We start from the raw sequence: 22,231 nt of genomic DNA on the forward strand, positions 1-22,231 counted from the left end.
AGGCCGCACAGGGGCTCGTAGTCTCGCTCGACCCTCCGCAGGGCGCGGGGGATCGAAAAGTCTTCTGGTCTGACCAGTCTTCTCAGTTTTCAAGGGCCTGGCCGAGGGGAGGCCGGGCCTGCGCGCGACGACGCTCGCTCCCCTGGGGAGCCGCGGGGGCCGGGGAGCCGCAGGCCCGGAGCTGATCTCCGTGCCTGCGCTCCCGCCCACTCGGCGGACGGCGGATGCGCGCGGCGGGGCGGCCTACCGGCCGACCTCGGCCGCGGCGCGGTCGAGCGCCAGCGGGTCGGTCACCGTGCCGGTCTGCTCGTCGAGCGGCCCCTGCGCCAGCCTGGTCACCTCTGCGGGGACCGGCGGCGCGAGGTCGGCCGTCGAACGGAGACCGGACAATACGTCGTCGGGTCGTACGGCGGGTGTGGCGTGTCGTACTACCAGGCGCAGTATCGCACAGGGAGCACCCGTACGAACATCGTCCGCACCGTCCGTGCCGGTGTCGTCACCGTTCGCAGGAACCGCGGTGCCCTCGGGGGCGAGTTCCATGGCGGCGACCGCGGCGCGCGCGTCGAAGGTGCGCAGGCCGTTCTTGGTCATCCGCTGGACCTCGACCGCCTCGGCGGCCAGGAACACCGCGGCGGCCTTCTCGGCCTCGGCGGGCTCGACGCCGGGCAGGCGCAGCAGCCACTCGGAGGCTTCCAGACGCTCCACGAAGTTGCTGGTGCGGACCTCGACGGCGTCGGTGATGTCCAGGCCGGGCGGCAGCGACTCGTCCAGCTGGCGGCGCAGCGCCTCCGGGTCGCGGGCCTCGGCGAGGCCGATCTCCAGGTACTCGGCCTCGCTGGCGGTGCCGGTCGGGGCGGCGTTCGCGTAGGAGACCTTGGGGTGCGGGGTGAAGCCCGCGGAGTAGGCCATCGGGACGGCCGAGCGGCGGAGCGCGCGCTCGAACGCCCGCTGGAAGTCCCGGTGGCTGGTGAAGCGCAGACGGCCGCGCTTGGTGTAGCGGAGACGGATGCGCTGCACCGTCGGCGCGGGCGGCGGACCGTCGGGCGTGCGGCGTGCCAGGGGGCTCAGTCCTTCGTCAGTTGTCCCCGTCCGGCCTCGCACCGCGTGCGGCTCCGGCCGGACCTTGTCCTCACCAAGGGTACGCGGTACCTCAGCCCAGCAGCGTCCGCCGTACCTCCCGGGCGACCCGGCGGATCTCCGCCTTGACGGGCCACCACACCTCTCGGCGCACCCAGCGGCACGGGGCCACCACGGTGAAGCGCCAGATCCGGCCGCCGAGCCGCCAGGACCGGACAAAGGCCAGCCACAGGGCGCGCAGCACCGGGAACAGCACCGGCCGCCACAGGCCGTGGTAGAAGCCCTTGCCGATCGGCACCAGCACCCAGCGCCAGAGCGCCCGCACCGGCACCGCGACCAGGTAGTACGCCAGCCAGGCGACCACCTTGCCGAAGCCGACCGCCAGGTACCGCGTGCCGCGCCCGATCGGGACCAGCACGTAGTGCCACAGCGCCCGCAGCACCGGCACCGCGACCTGCTTCCACAGCCAGCTCAGCGGCACCACGACCAGCCACTTGAGCAGCCAGCCCAGCGGTATGACGACCAGCCAGTTCAACAAGGGCCACAGCACCCAGGTCCACAGCAGCCGCAGCGGCACCACCAGCACCTTGTCGAGCAGCCGGCCGATCCCGCGGCAGACCAGCACCACCAGTTCCCACAGCAGCCGCAGCGGCACCACCACCGCGACCACGACCGGCCGCACCACCGCGACCAGGCATCCCCCACCCTGCTGCTGACTCACGGCCGCTCCCCCGTCGTTCGATCGGCCGATGGTAGTACGCAGCCGAGAGCCCCCGCCGCACGGGTGCGACGGGGGCTCCGGGGTGAGGGTGCGTCAGTTGTCGACGACCGTCAGGGGGAGCAGCTTCTTGCCGGTCGGGCCGACCTGGATGTGGGTGTCCATCTGGGGGCAGACGCCGCAGTCGAAGCACGGGGTCCAGCGGCAGTCCTCGACCTCGACCTCTTCGAGGGCGTCCTGCCAGTCCTCCCAGAGCCAGTCCTTGTCGAGGCCGCTGTCCAGGTGGTCCCAGGGCAGCACCTCCTCGTAGCTGCGCTCGCGGGTGGTGTACCAGTCGACGTCGACGCCGGTGCCGGCCAGGCCCTTCTCGGCGGAGGCGATCCAGCGGTCGTAGGAGAAGTGCTCGCGCCAGCCGTCGAAGCGGCCGCCGTCCTCGTAGACGGCCCGGATGACGGCGCCGATCCGGCGGTCGCCGCGGGAGAGCAGGCCCTCGATGATGCCGGGCTTGCCGTCGTGGTAGCGGAAGCCGATGTTCTTGCCGAACTTGCGGTCGCTGCGGATCGAGTCGCGCAGCTTGGTGAGCCGCTCGTCGGTGGCCTCGGCGGACAGCTGCGGGGCCCACTGGAACGGGGTGTGCGGCTTGGGCACGAAGCCGCCGATGGAGACGGTGCAGCGGATGTCGTTGGTGCCGGTGACCTCGCGGCCCTTGGCGATGACGTTCTTCGCCATCGCGCCGATCTGCAGCACGTCCTCGTCGGTCTCGGTGGGCAGGCCGCACATGAAGTACAGCTTCACCTGGCGCCAGCCGTTGCCGTACGCGGTGGCCACCGTGTTGATGAGGTCCTCCTCGGACACCATCTTGTTGATGACCTTGCGGATCCGCTCGGAGCCGCCCTCGGGGGCGAAGGTGAGTCCGGAGCGGCGGCCGTTGCGGGAGAGCTCGTTGGCCAGGTCGATGTTGAAGGCGTCGACCCGGGTGGACGGCAGCGACAGGCCGACCTTGTCCTCGGCGTAGCGGTCGGCCAGGCCCTTGGTGATGTCGGCGATCTCGGAGTGGTCGGCGGAGGACAGCGAGAGCAGGCCGACCTCCTCGAAGCCGGTCGCCTTCAGGCCCTTCTCCACCATCTCGCCGATGCCGGTGATGCTTCGCTCCCGCACCGGGCGCGTGATCATGCCGGCCTGGCAGAAGCGGCAGCCGCGGGTGCAGCCGCGGAAGATCTCCACGGACATCCGCTCGTGCACCGTCTCGGCCAGCGGGACCAGCGGCTGCTTCGGGTAGGGCCACTCGTCGAGGTCCATCACGGTGTGCTTGGAGACCCGCCACGGCACGCCGGGGCGGTTCGGCACCACGCGGGCGATCCGGCCGTCCGGCAGGTACTCGACGTCGTAGAACCGCGGGATGTACACGCCGCCGGTCTTCGCCAGGCGGAGCAGCAGTTCGTCGCGGCCGCCGGGGCGGCCCTCGGCCTTCCAGGCGCGGACGATGTCGGTGATGTCGAGGACGGCCTGCTCGCCGTCGCCGATCACGGCGGCGTCGATGAAGTCGGCGATCGGCTCGGGGTTGAACGCGGCGTGGCCGCCCGCCAGCACGACCGGGTCGTCCATGGTGCGGTCGGCGGCGTTCAGCGGGATGCCGGCCAGGTCGAGCGCGGTCAACATGTTGGTGTAGCCGAGCTCGGTGGAGAACGACAGGCCGAACACGTCGAACGCCTTGATCGGGCGGTGCGCGTCGACCGTGAACTGCGGGACGCCGTGCTCGCGCATCAGCGCCTCGAGGTCGGGCCAGACGCTGTAGCTGCGCTCGGCCAGCACGCCCTCGCGCTCGTTCAGCACCTCGTAGAGGATCATGGTGCCCTGGTTGGGCAGGCCGACCTCGTAGGCGTCGGGGTACATCAGCGCCCAACGGACGTCACAGGCGTCCCAGTCCTTGACGGTCGAGTTGAGCTCGCCACCGACGTACTGGATCGGCTTCTGGACGTGCGGGAGGAGGGCCTCCAGGCGTGGGAAGACCGATTCGACAGTCATGCGCAAGGACCTTTACGGCAGAAAAAGCAGTGACCCTTCAGGGTAGCCGAGCCCCGAGGGTCACTGTTTCCACGCGTGCGGCGCTGGGCGCCTAGATCCCTATCGGCCGCTGGGAGCGCACCGACTGCAGCAGTCCGACGGCGATCCACACCGCGAACATCGAGGAGCCGCCGTAGGAGACGAACGGCAGCGGGATGCCGGCGACCGGCATGATGCCGAGGTTCATCCCGATGTTCTCGAAGGCCTGGAAGGCGAACCAGGTGACGGCGCCGGCCGCCAGGACCGTCCCGTACAGGTCGGTGGCCTGACGCGCTATCCGGCAGGCGCGCCACAGGATGACGCCGAGCAGGCCGATCATCAGCAGGCCGCCGGCGAAGCCGAGTTCCTCGCCGGCCACGCTGAACACGAAGTCGGTCTGCTGCTCGGGGACGAACTGGCCGGTGGTCTGGGTGCCGTGGAACAGGCCCATGCCGGTGAGGCCGCCGGAGCCGATGGCGATCCGGGCCTGCGCGGTGTTGTAGCCGACGCCGGCCGGGTCGAGGGCCGGGTTGGCGAAAGCCGCGAAGCGGTCGATCTGGTACTGGTCGAGGACGCCGAGCTTCCACACCGCGAGGGCGCCGCCCACGCCGCCGGCCAGCAGGCCGAACACCCAGCGGTTGGCCGCGCCGGAGGCCATCAGCACGCCGAGCACGGTGACGGCCATCACCATCACCGAACCCAGGTCGGGCATCAGCATCACCACGGCCATCGGGAAGGCCGCCACCGCCAGCGCCTGGAGCACGCTGCGGGTCGGCGGGAAGTCCCGCTCGCCCGCGTCGACCCGGGCGGAGAGCACCACCGCCATCCCGAGCACGATCGCCAGCTTGGCGAACTCGGCGGGCTGGATCGAGAAGCCGCCGCCGAACTGGATCCAGGAGTGCGCGCCGTTGATGGTCGAGCCGAGCGGGCTGAGCACCGCGAACAGCAGCAGGACCACGAACAGGTAGATGAACGGCACGGCGGTGCGCAGTCGCCGGGTGCCCATCAGGATCACCGCCCCGCACAGCGCCACCCCGATCAGCAGGTTGGTGAGGTGCCGGTACAGGAAGTACTGCGGGTCGCCGTGGGTGAGCTGGTCGCGGCCGCGGGTGGCGGACCACACCAGCAGCGAGCCGACCAGGGAGAGCGCCAGCGCCGCCAGGACCATCACCCAGTCGAGCCGGCGCAGCGGGGAGTCCTTGGCCAGCGCCCGGGCCAGCGAGGAGCGCTGCGGGGCCAGCCGGACCGGGCGGTAGGAACCGTAGGAGGTCATGCCCGGCTCCTTCCGTACCCGCCGGCCCGGGTGGGTTCGACGGCGGCCAGCAGCACGGTGGCGGCCGGGTCGGTCTGCGCCGGGCGGGCCGGGTCCAGGAAGGTGGCGCCCGTCTCGTAGGTGTAGCCGGCCTGGATGATCGCGGTGCCGTCCGGGTTGAACTTGGGCAGCTGGGCCTGCGGCTGCGGCAGCAGCGCCTTGGCGTTGTCGATGCCGCCCTTGTCGTCGACGCCGTACAGCGCCTGGTAGATCCGGCGCACCGAGTCGCCGGAACCGCCGGAGCCGGTGCCGCCCTGACTGATCGTCATGACGACCGCGTAGTCCTTGCTGTAGGTGGTCAGCCAGGAGGTGGTCTGCTTGCCGGCGACCTCGGCGGTGCCGGTCTTGGCGTGCAGCTCGATCTTGCCCTGCGGCCAGCCGGCGCCGGTGAACTTCCAGGCGGCGGTGCCGGAGGTGACCACGCCCGCGGTGGCCTGGTCGATGTACTGCAGCAGCTGGCCCTGGGCCGGGATCTTGCCGTCCTCGTGCGGGGCGATGTCGCGCACCAGGGTGCCGTCGGGGCTGACGACCGCCTTGCCGATGGTGGGCCGGTACAGGGTGCCGCCGTTGGAGAGCGCCGAGTAGATCCGGGCCATCTGGAGCGGGGTGACCAGGGTGTCGCCCTGGCCGATGGCGAAGTTGACCATGTCACCGGCGCGCATCTGGTTGCCGTCGGCGCAGTTCTCGCGGGCGATCTCGTCGGCGTACTCGTGGCCGCCCTTGGCCGCCTGCTCGCACCAGGAGTTCTTCATCGCGTCGTAGTACGACTGCTTCCACTGCCGGTCGGGGACCCGGCCGGCCACCTCGCCCGGCAGGTCGATGCCGGTCTTGGCGCCCAGGCCGAACTGGTGGGCGGTCTTGAAGAACCAGTCGGGCGCGTCCTTCTTGGGCTTGAGGCCGCCGTCCTTCATCCACTGGTCGTAGGCGAGGCCGTAGAAGACGGTGTCGCAGGACACCTCCAGGGCCTTCTCCAGGGTGATGTCGCCGAAGCTCTCGGACTCGAAGTTCTTGAACTCGCGGCCGCCGATGGTCAGCGACTTCGGGCAGGGGTAGCGCCCGTTCAGGGAGTACCCGGCCTGCACGGCGGCGGTGGTGGAGATCACCTTGAACGTGGAGCCGGGCGCGGACTGACCCTGTATGGCCCGATTGATCAACGGGTAGTTGGAGTCCTTGCTGTTCAGCGCCTCGTAGTCCTTGGCGGAGATGCCGCCGACCCACAGGTTGGGGTCGTAGGTGGGGGCGCTGGCCATCGCGACGATCCGGCCGGTGTGCACGTCCATCACCACGGCCGCGCCGGAGTCGGCGATGTAGTTGCTGCTGGTCTCCTTGTCGTACACCTTGCGGGCCTCGGCCATGGCCTGGGCGAGCTGGTCCTCGACCACCTTCTGCACCCGCGCGTCGATCGAGGTGATCAGGTTGTTGCCGGGCTGCGCGGGGGTGTTGCCGGCGCTGCCGATCACCCGGCCGAGGTTGTCGACCTCCAGCCGGTCGACGCCGGTGGTGCCGCGCAGGTCGTCGTCGTAGACCGACTCCAGGCCGGCCCGGCCGATCTGGTCGGACGGCAGCCGGCGGGCGCGGCCATCCTTGTCGGCGGTCTTGGTGACCTCCTCGTCGGTGACCGGCGAGAGGTAGCCGAGGATCTGGGCGGCGCTGGCGCCCTCGGCGCCGGTGTAGCGGCGCAGCGCGGTGGGCTGGGCGGTGACGCCGGGGAAGTCCTCGCGGCGTTCCATTATCTGCATCGCCTGCTGGGTGGTGGCCTGCTGGGTGACCGGGATCGGCTGGTACGGCGAGCCGTTCCAGCAGGGCTGCGGCGTCTTGGCGTCGCACAGCCGGACCTTGTTCTTCACCTCGTCGGCGGGAACGCCCAGCACCTCGGCCAGCCGGGTCAGCACCGCCTTGCCGTGGTCCTTCTGCTGCAGCAGCGAGGTGCGGGAGACCGACACCACCAGCTTGGTCTCGTTGCCGGCCAGGATCCGCCCGGAGGCGTCCAGGATCTCGCCGCGGACGGCGGGCTCCACCACCTCGCGGATGTGGTTGCCCTGGGCCTTGGCGGTGAACTCCTTGCCGTTGCGGATCTGCAGGTACCACAGCCGCCCGCCGAGGGTGGCCAGCAGCGACAGCACCAGCACCTGGAGGACGACCAGACGGATCGTCACCCGGCGGGTCCGTCCGGTCTCGGGGATGTTGCTCACGTGCGCGGACTCCGTCCCGGCTCAGGGGCGCTTGGCGAGGCCGAGCGCGCGCTTCTTCTTGTAGGGGGTGGAGGAGGCCTCCCGGGTGGTGCGGTAGCGGGCCAGCGCGCCGAGGCCGGAGCCGCCGTCCGCGCCGCGCACCGTCTCGTTGACCACCCGGTCGCCGTCGAAGCGGCGGGCCAGCAGCATCACCAGCGGCACCGTGAACGGGGCCAGCAGCACGTCGTACAGCAGGGCGCTGAAGACCAGGCCGGTGACGCCGACGTGCCGGGCCGCGGTGTCGCCGACCAGCGCGCCGACCGTGGCGTACAGCAGGGTGGAGACCACCGCGGCGACCGCGACCACGCCGATCGCGGAGAGCGCCGAGCGCTGCCGGCCGGCCTCCGGCCGGAGCATGCCGGCGCCGTAGCCGATCAGGCAGAGCACCAGCGCGTACCGGCCGACCGCGTGGTCGGACGGCGGGGCGAGGTCGGCCAGCAGGCCGGCGGAGAAGCCGATCAGGCAGCCGCCCTTCGGGCCGTACACCAGGGCCAGGCCGACCACCACCAGCATCAGCAGGTCCGGGGTGGCGCCGGGCAGTTGGAGCCGGCCGAGGACGCTGACCTGGACCACCAGGGCGAGCACCAGCAGGACGGCGGAGAGCAGGATCCGGCTCGGACGCAACATCAGTTCCCCCCGGTGGCAGGCGGTGCGGCGGCGATCGGCGCCTGCGGGTTGCCCGCGGCGCCTGCGGAGGCGGCGGGCACCGGCGGGAGCACCGCGTCGCGCGGGTCGGTGCGCGGCGGGACGACCACCACGCCGACCAGGTCGAGCCGGGTGAACTGCACGTACGGCTCGACCAGGATGGTCTTGGTGAGCTGGCCCGGGGTGGCCTGCACCTCCTTGACGGTGCCGACCGGGACGCCGGGGACGAACGGGCGGCCGCTCTGCGAGCCGAAGGTGACCAGCCGGTCCCCGGCCTTGACCTGGGCCCGGCCGTTCAGCAGCTCGATCCGCATCGGGGAGGCGCCCTGGCCGGCCGCGAAGCCGATCTCGCCGCTGCCCTCCAGTCGGACGCCGGCGGTGAAGCCGGGGTCGGAGGCCAGCAGCACGGTGGCGGTGGTCGGCGCGACGGTGGTGATCCGGCCGACCAGGCCCTGGCCGTCGACCACGGTCATGTCGCGGGTCAGGCCGTCGTCGCTGCCGGCGTCGATGGTGATGGTCCAGGAGAAGCCCTGGGCGGCGCCGATCGCGATCACCTGGGCGGCCTTGATGGTGTAGCCGCCGGAGCCCGCGGTGCGCAGCAGGTCGTCGAGCTGCTTGGTGCGGCCGGAGGCGGCGTCCGAGGAGGCCAGCTTCTGGCGCAGCTCGGTGTTCTCCCGGGTGATCTGGTCCAGGCGCTGCTGGTGGGTGCCGGCGTCGCGGATCGCCCGGATGTACCCGGCGACCGGGTCGACCGCGCCGGCCGCGGCGTTCTCCACCGGGCCGAGCGCGGAGGCGGCGGCCCGGCGGGCGCCGCCGAGCGGTGAGTCGTCACCGCCCTTGATGTCCACGGTGATCAGTGCGAAGGCGACCGCGACCAGCAGGACCAGCAGCAGTCGACTCTCTCGGGTGTCCCTCACGGTGCCGGTGCCGCCCCTTCGTGCTGAGTGCTCATCAGCTCAGTCAGCTCGGTGTGTAGTTCGATTCGCCTTGCTCAACGACGCGGCTGCGCGTCGAGTACCTGCTGCAGTGCCTCGAACTCCTCGACGCACTTGCCCGCCCCCAGCGCCACCGAGTCCAGCGGGTTCTCCGCGATGTGCACCGGCATGCCGGTCTCGCGGCGCAGCCGCTCGTCCAGGCCGCGCAGCAGCGCGCCGCCGCCGGTGAGCACGATGCCGCGGTCCATCACGTCGCCCGCCAGCTCCGGCGGGCACTGGTCCAGGGTGGTCTTCACCGAGTCGATGATCGAGTTCACCGGCTCGTCGATGGCCTCGCGGACCTCGGCGGCCGAGATCACCACGGTCTTCGGCAGGCCGGACACCAGGTCCCGGCCGCGGATCTCGGCGTGCTCGTCCTTCTCCAGCTCGGAGGCGAAGGCGGTGCCGATCGACATCTTGATCTGCTCGGCGGAGCGCTCGCCCAGCAGCAGGCTGTACTCCTTCTTGATGTGCTGGACGATCGCGTTGTCCAGCTCGTCGCCGGCCACCCGGAGCGACTGGGCGGTGACGATCCCGCCGAGCGAGATCACCGCCACCTCGGTGGTGCCGCCGCCGATGTCGACCACCATGTTGCCGGTCGGCTCGTGCACGGGCAGGCCCGCGCCGATGGCCGCGGCCATCGGCTCCTCGATGATGTGCACCTGGCGCGCACCGGCCTGCATGCTGGCCTCGACCACGGCGCGGCGCTCCACCCCGGTGATGCCGGAGGGCACGCAGACCACGACGCGCGGGCGGGCCAGGTAGCGGCGGCGGTGGATCTTCAGGATGAAGTAGCGCAGCATCCGCTCGGTGATCTCGAAGTCGGCGATCACGCCGTCCTTCAGCGGGCGGATCGCCACGATGTTGCCGGGGGTGCGGCCGATCATCTTCTTCGCCTCGGCGCCGACCGCGAGGATTCCGCCGGTGTTGGTGTTGACCGCCACCACCGACGGCTCGTTCAGCACGATGCCCTTGCCCCGGACGTACACCAGCGTGTTCGCGGTGCCGAGGTCGATCGCCAGGTCCCGGCCGAGAAACGACAGGTTGTTCGCCATGGGATGTCGAGTGCCTTCCCGAGTTCGGATCAAGGGCGGTGAGCGGACCGGCCGTGCGGGCCCGCGAGAGGGCTGACGGCGGCTGAGCAGCCGCTCCGGGCCCGTGAGTTGGGGTCCATCGTAGTCACGCCGGTCAGCACGAGCGGCGGGTACGGCATGCCGCCCATTCTCCGGGCGGGGATCGGCTTCTCCTGGCATTGGGACGCCGTGTCGGAGGGTGGGGTTCCGTGATTTGAGGATTAACGCCCAGAGGGAGCAACCCCGACCCCCATCCGGCCGCTGAGCTGGACGTTCCCGCCCCGTGCGGCACCCCGCGCGGTTGTGGGGCCCGGGGTGCCGAATCGCTACGAAACCCTCACGCGGGTCAGGCGTGGGCGGGGAAGAAGATCTTGATCTCGCGCTCGGCCGACTCCGCGGAGTCCGAGGCGTGGATCAGGTTCTCGCGGGTGATCGTCGCGTAGTCGCCGCGGATGGTGCCCGCGCCCGCCTGCAGCGGGTCGGTGGCGCCGGCCAGCGCGCGGATGCCGGGGATCACGTTCTCGCCCTCGACGATCAGCGCGATCGACGGGCCGGTGGTCATGAACTCCAGCAGCGGCTCGTAGAACGGGCGGCCGACGTGCTCGGCGTAGTGCTGCTCCAGGGTGGCCCGGTCGAAGGTGCGGAGTTCCATCGCAGCGAACCGCCAGCCGGCCTTGCGCTCGATCCGGCTGATGATCTCGCCGGCCAGGCCGCGCTTGACGGCGTCGGGCTTGAGCAGGACGAGAGTGCGCTGGGACACGGTGCGGCTCCTGAGGTGTTCGGTCGTGCCTGACTGTGCCCCCGACACTACCCCGGCCGGGTGGCGGCCCCGTTGACCAGCCCGGTCAGGCCGCGACCGGGGCCGCCTCGGCGGCCGCCGCGCGCTGCGCCTTCAGGACGTCGATCTTCCGGCCGTAGTGCACCGAGCACCACCACAGGCCGCCGAACACCACGCCGAACGCGTACATGGTGGGCAGCACCAGCCCGCTGGCGAACACGGCGAGCTGCAGGGCCCAGCCGACGTACACCGCGCCGGGGCGGGTGATCACGCCGCAGAGCAGCACGCACAGCAGGATCGCCACCGCGCTGACCGCCCAGACCGTGCCGGCGCCGACGTCGGTGAGCTTCATCGCGACCAGGCCGGCGAACATGATCAGCAGGGCCTCGCCGATCAGGGTGGAGGAGCACAGGGTGCGCATCGGCGGCTACTTCCTTCCGAACAGCAGGCGCGCCTCGCCCACCGTGATGACGGAGCCGGTGACCAGGACGCCGGCGCCGCCGAGGTCCTCCTCCTCGGCCAGGGTGACCGCGGCGTCGATCGCGTCGTCAAGCCGCGGCTCGACCTGCACCCGGTCCTCGCCGAACACCTCGACGGCGAGCGAGGCCAGCCGGTCGACCGGCATCGCGCGGTGGGTGGAGTTCTGGGTGATGACGACCTCGGCCAGGATCGGCTCGAAGACCTCCAGCAGACCGGTGACGTCCTTGTCGCCGCTGGTGGCGATGACGCCGACCAGCTTGGTGAAGCCGAACGCCTCGCCGATCGCCGAGACCGCGGCCTGCGCTCCGTGCGGGTTGTGCGCGGCGTCCAGGATCACGGTGGGGCTGCGCCGGACCACCTCCAGCCGGCCCGGCGAGGAGACGCCGAACAGCGCCTGCCGGACCTTCTCCTCGTCGAGGTGCTCGGCGCCGCCCTGGCCGATCCCGAAGAACGCCTCGACGGCGGCCAGCGCGAGCGCGGCGTTCTGCGCCTGGTGGTCGCCGTGCAGCGGCAGGAACAGCTCCTGGTACTCGTGGCCGCCGATGCCCCGCAGGGTCACCAGCTGCCCGCCGACCGCGACCTCGCGGCGCAGCACGCCGAACTCCATGCCCTCGCGGGCCACCGTGGCGTCCACCTCGACGGCGCGGCGCAGGATGGTCTCGGCGGCGTCCAGCTGCTGCTGGGCGACCACGGCGAGCGCGCCGGCCTTGATGATCCCGGACTTCTCGACCGCGATCTTGCCGGTGGTGTCGCCGAGCTTGTCGGTGTGGTCCAGGCCGATCGGGGTGATCACCGCGACCTGGGCGTCGATCACGTTGGTGGCGTCCCAGGAGCCGCCCATCCCGACCTCGACCACCGCGACGTCCACCGGCGCGTCGGCGAAGGCCGCGTACGCCATGCCGGTGAGCACCTCGAAGAAGGACATCGCGACGGGCTGCGCGGCGTCGACCATCTGCACGTAGGGCTCGATGTCCCGGTAGGTCTCGACGAACCGCTCGGGGGTGATCGGCGTGCCGTCCAGGCTGATCCGCTCGGTGACCGACTCCACGTGCGGGGAGGTGTAGCGGCCGGTGCGCAGTTCGAAGGCGTTCAGCAGCTGCTCGACCATCCGCGCGGTGGAGGTCTTGCCGTTGGTGCCGGTGATGTGGATCGAGGGGTAGGAGCGCTGCGGCTGGCCGAGGATGTCCATCAGCGCCTCGATCCGCACCAGCGAGGGCTCCAGCTTGTTCTCCGGCCACCGGGTGGCCAGTTCGGCCTCGACGGTGCGCAGTTCGGAGTCGGCGCCGCCGGCATCGGCGGGACGGACGGTGTAGGGGTTGGGCTCGGCCTTGTCGCTCACCCCGCCAGTCTAAGGACTTCTCCCCCGCTCCCCCGACGGCACCCCGAGCGACCCCGGACCGGTCATCCGCCCACGGAGCGCCGACAGGCCCTCTTGACACCGCAATTGGTCTACTCCACCGTGTGAGTCGCTCCCCAGCTCCGCGCTCCCTGGTTCCACGCTCCCCGCACCGCACCCCCATCGACACTCCCCCACATGGAGATGGCATGCGTGCACCACAGAACAGTCCGCGCCCCGCGCGGGCACTGCTCGCCGGGCTGACGGCGGCCTCGCTCGGGCTGGTCGGCCTGGTGATGGCCGGTTCCGGCTCGGCCACCGCCGAGGCGGCGGCCCTGCCCAACGTGAACGTGGTCGCCAACGGCGACTTCGCCTCCGGCAACCACATCAGCCCGTGGGTCTGCGGCCCCACCGTCGCCGCGGTCAACAACTCGGCCACCGGCTGGGACCTGCAGGGCAGCCCGGCCGGCTCGGACTACGCCAACTGCAGCCAGACGGTGACCGTGCAGCCCAACTCGACGTACACCCTGACCTCCGTGGTGCAGGGCTCGTACGTGTTCGCGGGCGTCACCGGCACCGGCGGCACCGACCCGTCCACCTGGAGCTCCAACACCGGCTGGAACACCCTGACCTCCACCTTCACCACCGGCGCGGCCACCACCTCGGTGTCGGTGTGGTTCCACGGCTGGTACGGCCAGGCGCCGTTCCTGGTGGACAAGGTCTCGCTGGTCGGCCCGGGCGTCGGATCGCCCAGCCAGACCGCCAGCAGCTCGGCCTCCCCATCGCCCAGCGTGTCGCCGAGCACCTCGGCGTCCCCGTCCCCGAGCAGCTCGCCGACCACGCCGCCGTCGAAGAAGCACCTGCTGACCGGCTACTGGCAGAACTTCTACAACGGCGCGACCCCGCAGCGGATCAGTGACGTCCCGGCCGCGTACGACGTCATCGCGGTGGCCTTCGCGGACGCCACCAGCACCCAGGGCGCGATCTCCTTCACGCTGGACCCCACCCTGTCGTCCAAGCTGAACGGTTACACCGACGCGCAGTTCAAGGCGGACATCGCGGCCAAGAAGGCGGCCGGCAAGAAGGTGATCATCTCGGTCGGCGGGCAGAACGGCACCGTCTCGGTGGCCAGCTCCGCGGCCGCGACCAACTTCGCCGACTCGGCCTACAGCCTGATCCAGAGTTACGGCTTCAACGGGATCGACATCGATCTGGAGAACGGCGTCAACTCCACCTACATGGCGCAGGCGCTGCACTCGCTGCAGTCCAAGGTCGGCTCCGGCTTCGTGCTGACCATGGCCCCGCAGACCATCGACATGCAGTCCACCGGCGGGGAGTACTTCAAGCTGGCGCTGGCCACCAAGGACATCCTGACCATCGTCAACATGCAGTACTACAACAGCGGCACGATGCTCGGCTGCGACGGCGGCGTGTACGCGCAGGGCACCGAGAACTTCCTCACCGGGCTGGCCTGCATCCAGTTGCAGGGCGGTCTGCGGGCCGACCAGGTCGGCCTGGGCGTCCCCGCCTCCACCAGCGCGGCGGGCGGCGGTTACACCAGCCCCTCGGTGGTGAACGCGGCCCTGGACTGCCTGGCCTCCGGCACCAACTGCGGGAGCTTCAAGCCGAGTCAGACCTGGCCGGCGATCGGCGGCGCGATGACCTGGTCCACCAACTGGGACGCCACCGCGGGCAACCCGGTCGCCAACACCATCGGGTCGCACCTGCACGCGATGCCGTGACCGACGCCGCCCGGCCCGGGGCCGTTCGCGACTCCGCGCCGGGCGGCGCAGCGGTGACCGCTGCTGCGGCCGCGCAGCAGTGACGATCCGTCAGTACGTGGTGCGGGGCGTGGGCAGCCGGCCGCCGTGCCGGCGGCGCAGCTCGGCGGCGATCTCCTCGGCCTCGCCGTCGGGCAGCAGCGGCAGCATCATGGCGACCGCCTGCACCAGGCCCCCGAGCAGGTAGGTGGTGTCGGGCGTGCCGGCCACCAGGGAACGGACCCGGTCGACGTTCCCGGCCGCGACGGCCTCCAGCAGCAGCGCGGCACCCGCCGCCTCCTCGTCCACCGCGACCTGGGAGGTCTCCTGCGGGACGCGCCGGGCGAGGCCGCGCAGCACCCGGTCCGCGACCGCGGGGGCGTAGGCCTTGCGGACGGCCTCGGCGGCGATCCACACCAGCAGGGTGGCCACCTCGCGTTCGGCGTGCTCGGCGAGCAGCAGGTCCAGCTCGGTGTCGAAGGCGAGCTGGTTTCCGTGCCGGAATGCCAGCAGCAGCGTCGCCGCCCGGGCCTTGGCCGCTTCCACCTCTTCCATCGGAAGTTCGTCCGGAAGTTCGTCGGCCAACTCCCTGGTCGCCACCATGCGTGTGCCTCCGTTCGTCGCCCCGCCCGAATGGGAACTCCGCCCACCGTACACATCCGATGTGCGAAGTTCGCTGAACGCGCGGGGATCGGCGGTGGAATGCATTCCAATTGGCGCGCGTCGCCAATTGCCGGCGAATGCGCGGCGAATAGCCGGTGCGAAACCGGTGCGGCGACGCGCGGCCACGGAAATTGACAGGCCGTCGGGAAATGCCCGAGGGCCGCCGCCCCGCAGTGCGGAGCGGCGGCCCTCGACGGTGCGTCAGGCCTGCGGCAGCGCCGCGAGCTGGGCGGTGATCCGGACGATGTCGGCCTCGGCGGCCTCCAGCCGGGTGCGGATCTTGGCGACCACCTCGTCCGGCGCCTTGGCCAGGAAGGCCTCGTTGCCGAGCTTGCCGGTGGCCTGCGCCTTCTCCTTCTCGGCGGCCGCGAGGTCCTTGGCGAGGCGCTTGCGCTCCGCGGCGACGTCGATGGTGCCGGACAGGTCGAGCGCCACCGTCGCGCCCGCGACCGGCAGCGAGGCGGTGGCCGCGAAGCCGGCCTCCGGGACGGTCAGCCGCAGCAGCGAGCGGATCGCGTCCTCGTGGACGGCCAGCACCGTGCCACCCAGCTCCAGCTGGGCGGGGACCCGCTGCGCGGGCTGCAGGCCCTGGTCGGAACGGAAGCGGCGGACCTCGGTGACCACCTGCTGGAGCGTGGCGACCTCGGCCTCGGCGGCCGCGTCACGGAACCCGGAGTCCTTCGGCCACTCGGCCACCACCAGGGACTCGGCGCCGGTCAGCGTGGTCCACAGGGTGTCGGTGACGAACGGGACGATCGGGTGCAGCAGACGCAGCGTCACGTCCAGCACCTCGCCGAGGACGCGGCGCGCGGCGTCGGCCTGCGCCCCGCCCTTGGCCAGCGTGGTCTTGGAGAGCTCGACGTACCAGTCGAAGACCTCGTCCCAGGCGAAGTGGTAGAGCGCGTCCGAGACCTTGGCGAACTCGTAGTCCTCGTACAGCGCGTCGACCTCGGCCACGGTCGCGTTGAGGCGCGACAGGATCCAGCGGTCGACCGAGGTGAGCTCCTCGGCGGCCGGGAGCCCGCCCTCGACGGTGGCTCCGTTCATCAGCGCGAAGCGGGTGGCGTTCCAGATCTTGTTGCAGAAGTTCCGGGAGCCCTTGACCCAGTCCTCGCCGATCGGCACGTCGGCGCCGGGGTTGGCGCCGCGGGCGAGGGTGAAGCGGACGGCGTCGGCGCCGTAGGCGTCCATCCAGTCCAGCGGGTCGACGGCGGTGCCGGACGACTTCGACATCTTCTTGCCGAACTCGTCGCGGACCAGGCCGGTCAGGGCGACCGTCTTGAACGGGGCCTGGCCGTCCATCGCGTACAGGCCGAACATCATCATTCGGGCGACCCAGAAGAAGATGATGTCGTGGCCGGTCAGCAGGACGTCGGTCGGGTAGAACTTCTCCAGGTCCGGGGTCTTCTCCGGCCAGCCGAGCGTGGAGAACGGCCACAGGCCGGAGGAGAACCAGGTGTCCAGGACGTCCGGGTCCTGGTGCCAGCCCTCGCCGGTCGGCGGCTGCTCGTCCGGTCCGACGCAGACGACCTCGCCGTCCGGGCCGTACCAGACCGGGATCCGGTGGCCCCACCACAGCTGGCGCGAGATGCACCAGTCGTACATGTTGTCGACCCAGTCGAAGTAGCGGCGCTCCAGCTCCTTCGGGTGGATCTCGACCCGGCCGTCGCGGACCGCGTCGCCCGCGGCACGGGCCAGCGGCTCGACCTTGACCCACCACTGGAGCGACAGGCGCGGCTCGACCACGGTGTGGCAGCGCGAGCAGTGCCCGACCGAGTGCTCGTACGGGCGCTTCTCGGCGACGATCCGGCCCTGCTCGCGGAGCGCGCCGACCACGGCCGAGCGGGCCTCGAAGCGGTCCAGGCCGAGGAACGGGCCGTGCACGGTGATGTTGCCGCGCTCGTCCATCACCGTCAGGTTCGGCAGGCCGTGGCGCTGGCCGATGGCGAAGTCGTTCGGGTCGTGGGCCGGCGTCACCTTGACCGCGCCGGTGCCGAACTCCGGGTCGACGTGCTCGTCGGCGACGACCGGGATCTCACGGTCCGTCAGCGGCAGCTTGATGCTGCGGCCGACCAGGTGCTTGTACCGCTCGTCGTCCGGGTGGACGGCGACCGCGGTGTCGCCCAGCATCGTCTCGGCCCGGGTGGTGGCGACGACCAGCGAGTCCTCGCCCTCGCCGTAACGGATCGAGACCAGCTCGCCGTCCCGGTCCTTGTGCTCCACCTCGATGTCGGAGAGCGCGGTCAGGCAGCGCGGGCACCAGTTGATGATGCGTTCGGCGCGGTAGATCAGGCCGTCGTCGAACAGCTTCTTGAAGATGGTCTGGACGGCCTGCGAGAGGCCCTCGTCCATGGTGAAGCGCTCGCGCGACCAGTCGACGCCGTCGCCGAGGCGGCGCATCTGGCCGAGGATCCGCCCGCCGTAGTTCTCCTTCCACTCCCAGACCTTGTCGACGAAGGCCTCCCGGCCCAGGTCGTGCCGGGACAGGCCGGACTCGGCGAGCTGCTGCTCCACCTTGTTCTGGGTGGCGATGCCCGCGTGGTCCATGCCGGGGAGCCAGAGCGCCTCGAAGCCGAGCATCCGCTTGCGGCGGGTCAGCGCGTCCATCAGCGTGTGCTGGAAGGCGTGGCCGAGGTGCAGCGCACCGGTGACGTTCGGGGGCGGAATGACGATGGTGTACGCCGGCTTCTCGCTCTTCGCGTCGGCCGTGAAGTAACCGCGCTCCACCCAGCGCTCGTACAGCTCGCCCTCTACCTCTGCCGGGGCGTAGGTCGTCGGGAGGGTGGCTGCGTCGTCCCCGGGGTTGGAGCTCGCGGGGCGCTGGTTCGTCGTGTCGGTCACGACGCACAGTTTACGGATGCCGGGACCGCGGTTACGAACCGATTGTGTCCGGACCACTCGGGCGCGGCGGGAGGGCCTTGCGGTAGCGTGCCCGCATACTCGGCCGGACGTGGCCGGGGGGACGAGCGGCGGGGGAGACGAGGACCATGTACGGCCAGGGGCAGGGACAGCAGTATCCGCAGGGGCAGCCGCAGCAGCCCTACGGCGCTCCCCCGGCGCAGCCGGGTTACGGCGCGCCCCAGCCCCCCGCGTACGGTGCGCCCCAGCAGCCCCCGGCCTACGGCGCCCCCCAGCAGCCGGGCCAGCAGCCCGGGTACGGCTACCCCCAGCAGCCCCCGGCCTACGGCGCCCCGCAGCAGCCGGGCCAGCAGCCCGGGTACGGCTACCCGCAGCAGCAGCCGGCCGGCCAGCCCCCGCAGCAGTGGGGCGGCGTGCCCCAACAGCCGGGCTACGGCGGCGGGTTCGCGCAGCCGCCGGCCCCGAGCAAGGGCAAGGGCGGGATCATCGCCCTGGTGGTGGTCGTGGTGGTGGCGCTGGTCGCCGGCGTCGGCTGGTTCGCGCTGAAGGGCGGCGACAGCGGCTCGGACACCGCGGGCAAGTTCAAGCTGTCCCCGCCGGCGAGCGTCGCCGGGTACACCAAGAAGGACTCGAAGGAGAAGGGCTCGCTGACCGGCCTGGAGAGCATCGGCACCCTGGAGGGTTCGGTCACCGCGACCTACCAGAAGTCGGTCACCGACGCGGTCAGCATCAGCGGCAGCTGGGGCAGGATCTCCGACCCGGCCAAGGGCATGGCGGTCGCCACCGACAAGCTGAAGAACGGCGACGACTCGGGATCGGCGGACGGCACGGCGGACAAGCCGACCTGGAAGGAGGAGCTCACCTCCTTCGACGCCAAGGACCCCAACGACTCGGGCTCCAAGCTCAGTTGCGGCGTCGCCAAGTCCGACGACGAGTCGGTGAAGATGGAGATCCCGATCTGCGTCTTCGTCAGCCACTCCACCATCGGCATCGTCGTGCTGGGCTCCGCGAGCGGCAAGGCGGTCAGCGCCAGCGCGGCCGCGGACAAGGCCCGCCAGTTCCGCGACGCCGCGACCGTCACCAAGTAGACCCCACACCACCGCAGTTCATTCCGAACGGAGTGCTTGCCCCGTGTCCGACAACCAGTTCGGCCCGCCGCAGCCCGGCTTCGGGCCGCCGCAGCCCGGTGCCCCGATACCGCCGCAGGGCGCACCCGCGCCGCAGCCCGGCTACGGCTACCCGCAGCAGCAGCCCCAGCAGGCCTGGGGCGGCGGCGCCGTCCCGCCGCAGGAGTTCCCGCCCGGCGCCGGCCCGTACCCGCCCGGCTACCCCGCTCCGCCGAAGAAGTCCCGCAAGGGCCTGTGGATCACGCTCGGCGTGGTGGCCGCGGTGGTCCTGGGCGGCGCCGGCGTGGTCGGCTACCTGATCGTGGACACCGCGTCGAAGACCGGCACCCACAAGGTCGTCCTGCCGCAGACCTTCCACGACATGACCAGCGACCCCGAGGACGAGACCACCAAGGCGCTCTCCACCGGTCTGCAGCGCGGCTTCGAGAACGAGAAGTCCTCCTTCACCCACCCCGAGCCGGTCAGCACCATCTACCGCTCCTCGGACGAGACGAAGATGCTGCTGGTCTCCGGCGCGAGCGGCAACGTGCTGCTCCCCTCCCAGGAGGTGGACGCCACCTTCGACAGCTTCACCGCGGCCGGCACCGCGACCGTCTCCGACCGCAGCGACGTCGACGCCGGCCCGCTGGGCGGCCGGATGTCCTGCGGCTCGATCGACATCAGCGGGCAGGAGGGCGGCATCTGCGTCTGGTCCGACAACTCCTCCGTGGTGCTGGTGCTGGAGATCGACGCCGAGAAGACCATCACCAAGCAGCAGGTGGTCGCCGACACCCAGGAGCTGCGCAAGCTCTCCGAGGTCCCCAAGTAACGCTCGCCGCACAGTAGTTCGGCAACGCGAAGGGCCCCGCACCGGTCGGTGCGGGGCCCTTCGTCGACTGCTCGGCGGGTCAGGCGCTCTTCTCCCGGCGCTCGCGCTTGATCATGTCGCGCGGGACCAGGGTCGGGATGGCGTGCTTGGAGACGACGTCCCCCGTGACCACCACGCGGGCGACGTCCTGCCGGGACGGCACCTCGTACATCACGGACATCAGCACCTCCTCCATGATGGCCCGCAGACCGCGCGCGCCGGTGCCCCGCAGGATCGCCTGGTCGGCGATGGCCTCCAGCGCGTCCCGGGTGAACTCCAGCTCCACGCCGTCGAGTTCGAACAGCTTGCGGTACTGCTTCACCAGCGCGTTCTTCGGCTCGGTGAGGATCTGCAGCAGCGCCTCGCGGTCCAGGTTGTGCACGCTGGTGATGACGGGGAGGCGGCCGATGAACTCCGGGATCATCCCGAACTTCACCAGGTCCTCGGGCATCACCTGGCGGAAGTGGTCCGCCGAGTCGACCTCGCGCTTGGAGCGGATGGTCGCGCCGAAGCCGATGCCCTTGGCACCCGCCCGGCCCTCGATGATCCGCTCCAGGCCGGCGAACGCGCCGCCGACGATGAACAGCACGTTGGTGGTGTCGATCTGGATGAACTCCTGGTGCGGGTGCTTGCGACCACCCTGCGGCGGCACCGAGGCGGTGGTGCCCTCCAGGATCTTCAGCAGCGCCTGCTGCACGCCCTCGCCGGAGACGTCACGGGTGATCGACGGGTTCTCGCTCTTCCGGGCGACCTTGTCGATCTCGTCGATGTAGATGATCCCGGTCTCGGCCTTCTTGACGTCGTAGTCCGCCGCCTGGATCAGCTTCAGCAGGATGTTCTCGACGTCCTCGCCGACGTAGCCGGCCTCGGTCAGCGCCGTGGCGTCCGCGATCGCGAACGGCACGTTCAGCATCCGGGCCAGGGTCTGCGCCAGCAGCGTCTTGCCGGAGCCGGTCGGGCCCAGCAGCAGGATGTTGGACTTGGCCAGCTCGATCGCGTCGTCCCGGCCGCTGCCGGAGCGCCCGGCCTCACCGGCCTGGACCCGCTTGTAGTGGTTGTAGACCGCGACCGACAGCGCCTTCTTGGCGAGGTCCTGGCCGACTACGTACTGGTCGAGGAACTCGTAGATCTCGCGGGGCTTCGGGAGCTCCTCGAAGCGCACCTCGGAGCTCTCGGCGAGCTCCTCCTCGATGATCTCGTTGCACAGGTCGATGCACTCGTCGCAGATGTACACGCCTGGCCCGGCGATCAGCTTCTTCACCTGCTTCTGCGACTTGCCGCAGAACGAGCACTTGAGCAGGTCGCCACCGTCTCCGATGCGTGCCACGAGGTGCTTCCCCTTCGCCAGGGGCCCCGCGGGGGTCGGGGCCTGGTGCTGTGAGACCGGCTGCGCCGTCGGCGAGTGGTCTGGTATCCGACGGTACTCTGCCGAGTCGCAGTTTCCGCCGACTTCGACCGCTCTGCCGTACGCCCTGGGCGAATTGATACCGAACAGATGCCGTCGCGGGCGCATGGCCCGACTGCCATTGTGCGGGACGGACGCGCCGACCGGAACGCCCCGGGACGGGGCGTACATCACGTACGCTCCGGCCCGGGGCGGGAGTTCAGTCGGTGTAGGAGTTCTTCCGGGTCGAGATGACCTGGTCGATCAGACCGTACTCGAGCGACTCCTCGGCGGTGAGGATCTTGTCGCGCTCGATGTCCTCGCGGACCTGGTCGACCTCCTTGTTGGAGTGCTTGGCCAGCATGGTCTCCAGCTGCTCGCGCATCCGGAAGATCTCCTTGGCCTGGATCTCCAGGTCCGACACCTGGCCGCGGCCGGTCTCGGTGTACGGCTGGTGGATCAGCACCCGGGCGTTCGGCAGCGCGAGGCGCTTGCCGGGGGTGCCCGCGGCCAGGATCACCGCGGCGGCCGAGGCGGCCTGGCCCATGCAGACGGTCTGGATGTCCGGCTTCACGAACTGCATGGTGTCGTAGATCGCGGTCAGCGCGGTGAACGAGCCGCCGGGCGAGTTGATGTAGAGCGAGATGTCCCGGTCCGGGTCCATCGACTCAAGGCAGATCAGCTGCGCCATGATGTCGTTCGCCGAGACGTCGTCCACCTGCGAGCCGAGGAAGATGATGCGCTCCTCGAACAGCTTGGCGTACGGGTCGTACTCGCGGATGCCCTGCGAGGTGCGCTCCACGAACCGCGGAACGATGTAGCGCCCCTCGGCGCGCATGTCCTCCAGGCGCGCCTTGGCACCGGACAGGCTGGGGATGTTCATGTTTTCTGGTCCTCCGAAGCGTGCGGTCTGGGTTCCGATGC

The 22,231-nt window shown here is 70.9% G+C and carries 18 protein-coding genes; 3 read left to right on the top strand and 15 right to left on the bottom strand.

Annotated features, from left to right (window positions below; translation table 11 throughout):
* Positions 1-243: 243 nt before the first annotated feature.
* The 11 genes from BX266_RS11825 to BX266_RS11875 form a co-directional block, all read right to left on the bottom strand.
* Positions 244-1,017, bottom strand: coding sequence for a TIGR03936 family radical SAM-associated protein (locus BX266_RS11825; protein ID WP_099899179.1), 774 nt, complete (start codon positions 1,015-1,017; stop codon positions 244-246).
* 133 nt (positions 1,018-1,150) lie between these two features.
* Entirely contained in the window at positions 1,151-1,798 is a 648-nt protein-coding gene (locus BX266_RS11830; protein WP_143686912.1) for a hypothetical protein, read from the bottom strand.
* A 93-nt stretch (positions 1,799-1,891) separates the two neighbouring features.
* Entirely contained in the window at positions 1,892-3,820 is a 1,929-nt protein-coding gene (locus BX266_RS11835) for a TIGR03960 family B12-binding radical SAM protein (RefSeq protein ID WP_099899183.1), read from the bottom strand.
* A 91-nt stretch (positions 3,821-3,911) separates the two neighbouring features.
* Positions 3,912-5,111, bottom strand: a complete 1,200-nt coding sequence (rodA, locus tag BX266_RS11840; protein ID WP_099899185.1) for a rod shape-determining protein RodA — start codon at positions 5,109-5,111, stop codon at positions 3,912-3,914.
* Positions 5,108-7,342 carry a penicillin-binding protein 2 gene (gene mrdA, locus BX266_RS11845; RefSeq protein WP_099899187.1) on the bottom strand — a complete coding sequence of 745 codons (2,235 nt, stop codon included), beginning with the start codon at positions 7,340-7,342 and terminating at the stop codon, positions 5,108-5,110. The genes rodA and mrdA overlap by 4 nt, the downstream gene beginning before the upstream one ends.
* 21 nt (positions 7,343-7,363) lie before the next feature.
* Entirely contained in the window at positions 7,364-8,005 is a 642-nt protein-coding gene (gene mreD, locus BX266_RS11850) for a rod shape-determining protein MreD (protein ID WP_259465083.1), read from the bottom strand.
* Positions 8,006-8,007: 2 nt separating this feature from the next.
* Complete coding sequence (mreC, locus tag BX266_RS11855) at positions 8,008-8,943, bottom strand: rod shape-determining protein MreC (RefSeq protein WP_099899190.1); 936 nt, start codon at positions 8,941-8,943, stop codon at positions 8,008-8,010.
* Between the two features lie 74 nt (positions 8,944-9,017).
* Positions 9,018-10,043, bottom strand: a complete 1,026-nt coding sequence (locus BX266_RS11860) for a rod shape-determining protein (protein ID WP_099907720.1) — start codon at positions 10,041-10,043, stop codon at positions 9,018-9,020.
* Between the two features lie 376 nt (positions 10,044-10,419).
* On the bottom strand, positions 10,420-10,833 hold the full coding sequence (gene ndk / locus BX266_RS11865) for a nucleoside-diphosphate kinase (RefSeq protein ID WP_099899192.1): 414 nt from the start codon (positions 10,831-10,833) through the stop codon (positions 10,420-10,422).
* An 85-nt stretch (positions 10,834-10,918) separates the two neighbouring features.
* A complete protein-coding gene (locus tag BX266_RS11870) occupies positions 10,919-11,272 on the bottom strand; it encodes a DUF4233 domain-containing protein (protein ID WP_099899194.1) in 354 nt (117 codons plus the stop codon).
* Between the two features lie 6 nt (positions 11,273-11,278).
* Entirely contained in the window at positions 11,279-12,670 is a 1,392-nt protein-coding gene (locus BX266_RS11875) for a folylpolyglutamate synthase/dihydrofolate synthase family protein (protein ID WP_099899196.1), read from the bottom strand.
* A 206-nt stretch (positions 12,671-12,876) separates the two neighbouring features.
* Between BX266_RS11875 and BX266_RS11880 the strand changes: the two genes are divergently transcribed.
* Complete coding sequence (locus tag BX266_RS11880; protein WP_259464660.1) at positions 12,877-14,409, top strand: chitinase; 1,533 nt, start codon at positions 12,877-12,879, stop codon at positions 14,407-14,409.
* A gap of 90 nt (positions 14,410-14,499) precedes the next feature.
* Here the strand turns inward: BX266_RS11880 and BX266_RS11885 are convergent, their stop codons facing one another.
* Together BX266_RS11885 and BX266_RS11890 are read right to left on the bottom strand one after the other, a co-directional pair.
* Positions 14,500-15,030 (bottom strand): hypothetical protein, encoded by a 531-nt coding sequence (locus tag BX266_RS11885; RefSeq protein WP_099899198.1) that lies wholly within the window; start codon positions 15,028-15,030, stop codon positions 14,500-14,502.
* Between the two features lie 261 nt (positions 15,031-15,291).
* Complete coding sequence (locus BX266_RS11890) at positions 15,292-17,931, bottom strand: valine--tRNA ligase (protein WP_099899200.1); 2,640 nt, start codon at positions 17,929-17,931, stop codon at positions 15,292-15,294.
* 146 nt (positions 17,932-18,077) lie between these two features.
* Between BX266_RS11890 and BX266_RS11895 the strand changes: the two genes are divergently transcribed.
* Entirely contained in the window at positions 18,078-19,037 is a 960-nt protein-coding gene (locus tag BX266_RS11895; RefSeq protein WP_099899202.1) for a hypothetical protein, read from the top strand.
* 43 nt (positions 19,038-19,080) lie between these two features.
* The gene (locus BX266_RS11900; protein ID WP_099899204.1) at positions 19,081-19,884 is read left to right on the top strand and encodes a hypothetical protein; all 804 of its coding nucleotides are present in this window, start codon (positions 19,081-19,083) and stop codon (positions 19,882-19,884) included.
* A 79-nt stretch (positions 19,885-19,963) separates the two neighbouring features.
* Here BX266_RS11900 and clpX read toward each other — a convergent pair whose 3' ends face one another.
* Both clpX and BX266_RS11910 read right to left on the bottom strand, forming a co-directional pair.
* Entirely contained in the window at positions 19,964-21,250 is a 1,287-nt protein-coding gene (gene clpX, locus BX266_RS11905; protein WP_014135752.1) for an ATP-dependent Clp protease ATP-binding subunit ClpX, read from the bottom strand.
* Positions 21,251-21,527: 277 nt separating this feature from the next.
* Complete coding sequence (locus tag BX266_RS11910; protein ID WP_099899206.1) at positions 21,528-22,190, bottom strand: ATP-dependent Clp protease proteolytic subunit; 663 nt, start codon at positions 22,188-22,190, stop codon at positions 21,528-21,530.
* Between the last annotated feature and the right edge of the window lie 41 nt (positions 22,191-22,231).

Origin of the sequence: Streptomyces sp. TLI_171, from assembly GCF_003610255.1 — a bacterium.
Taxonomy (GTDB): domain Bacteria; phylum Actinomycetota; class Actinomycetes; order Streptomycetales; family Streptomycetaceae; genus Kitasatospora.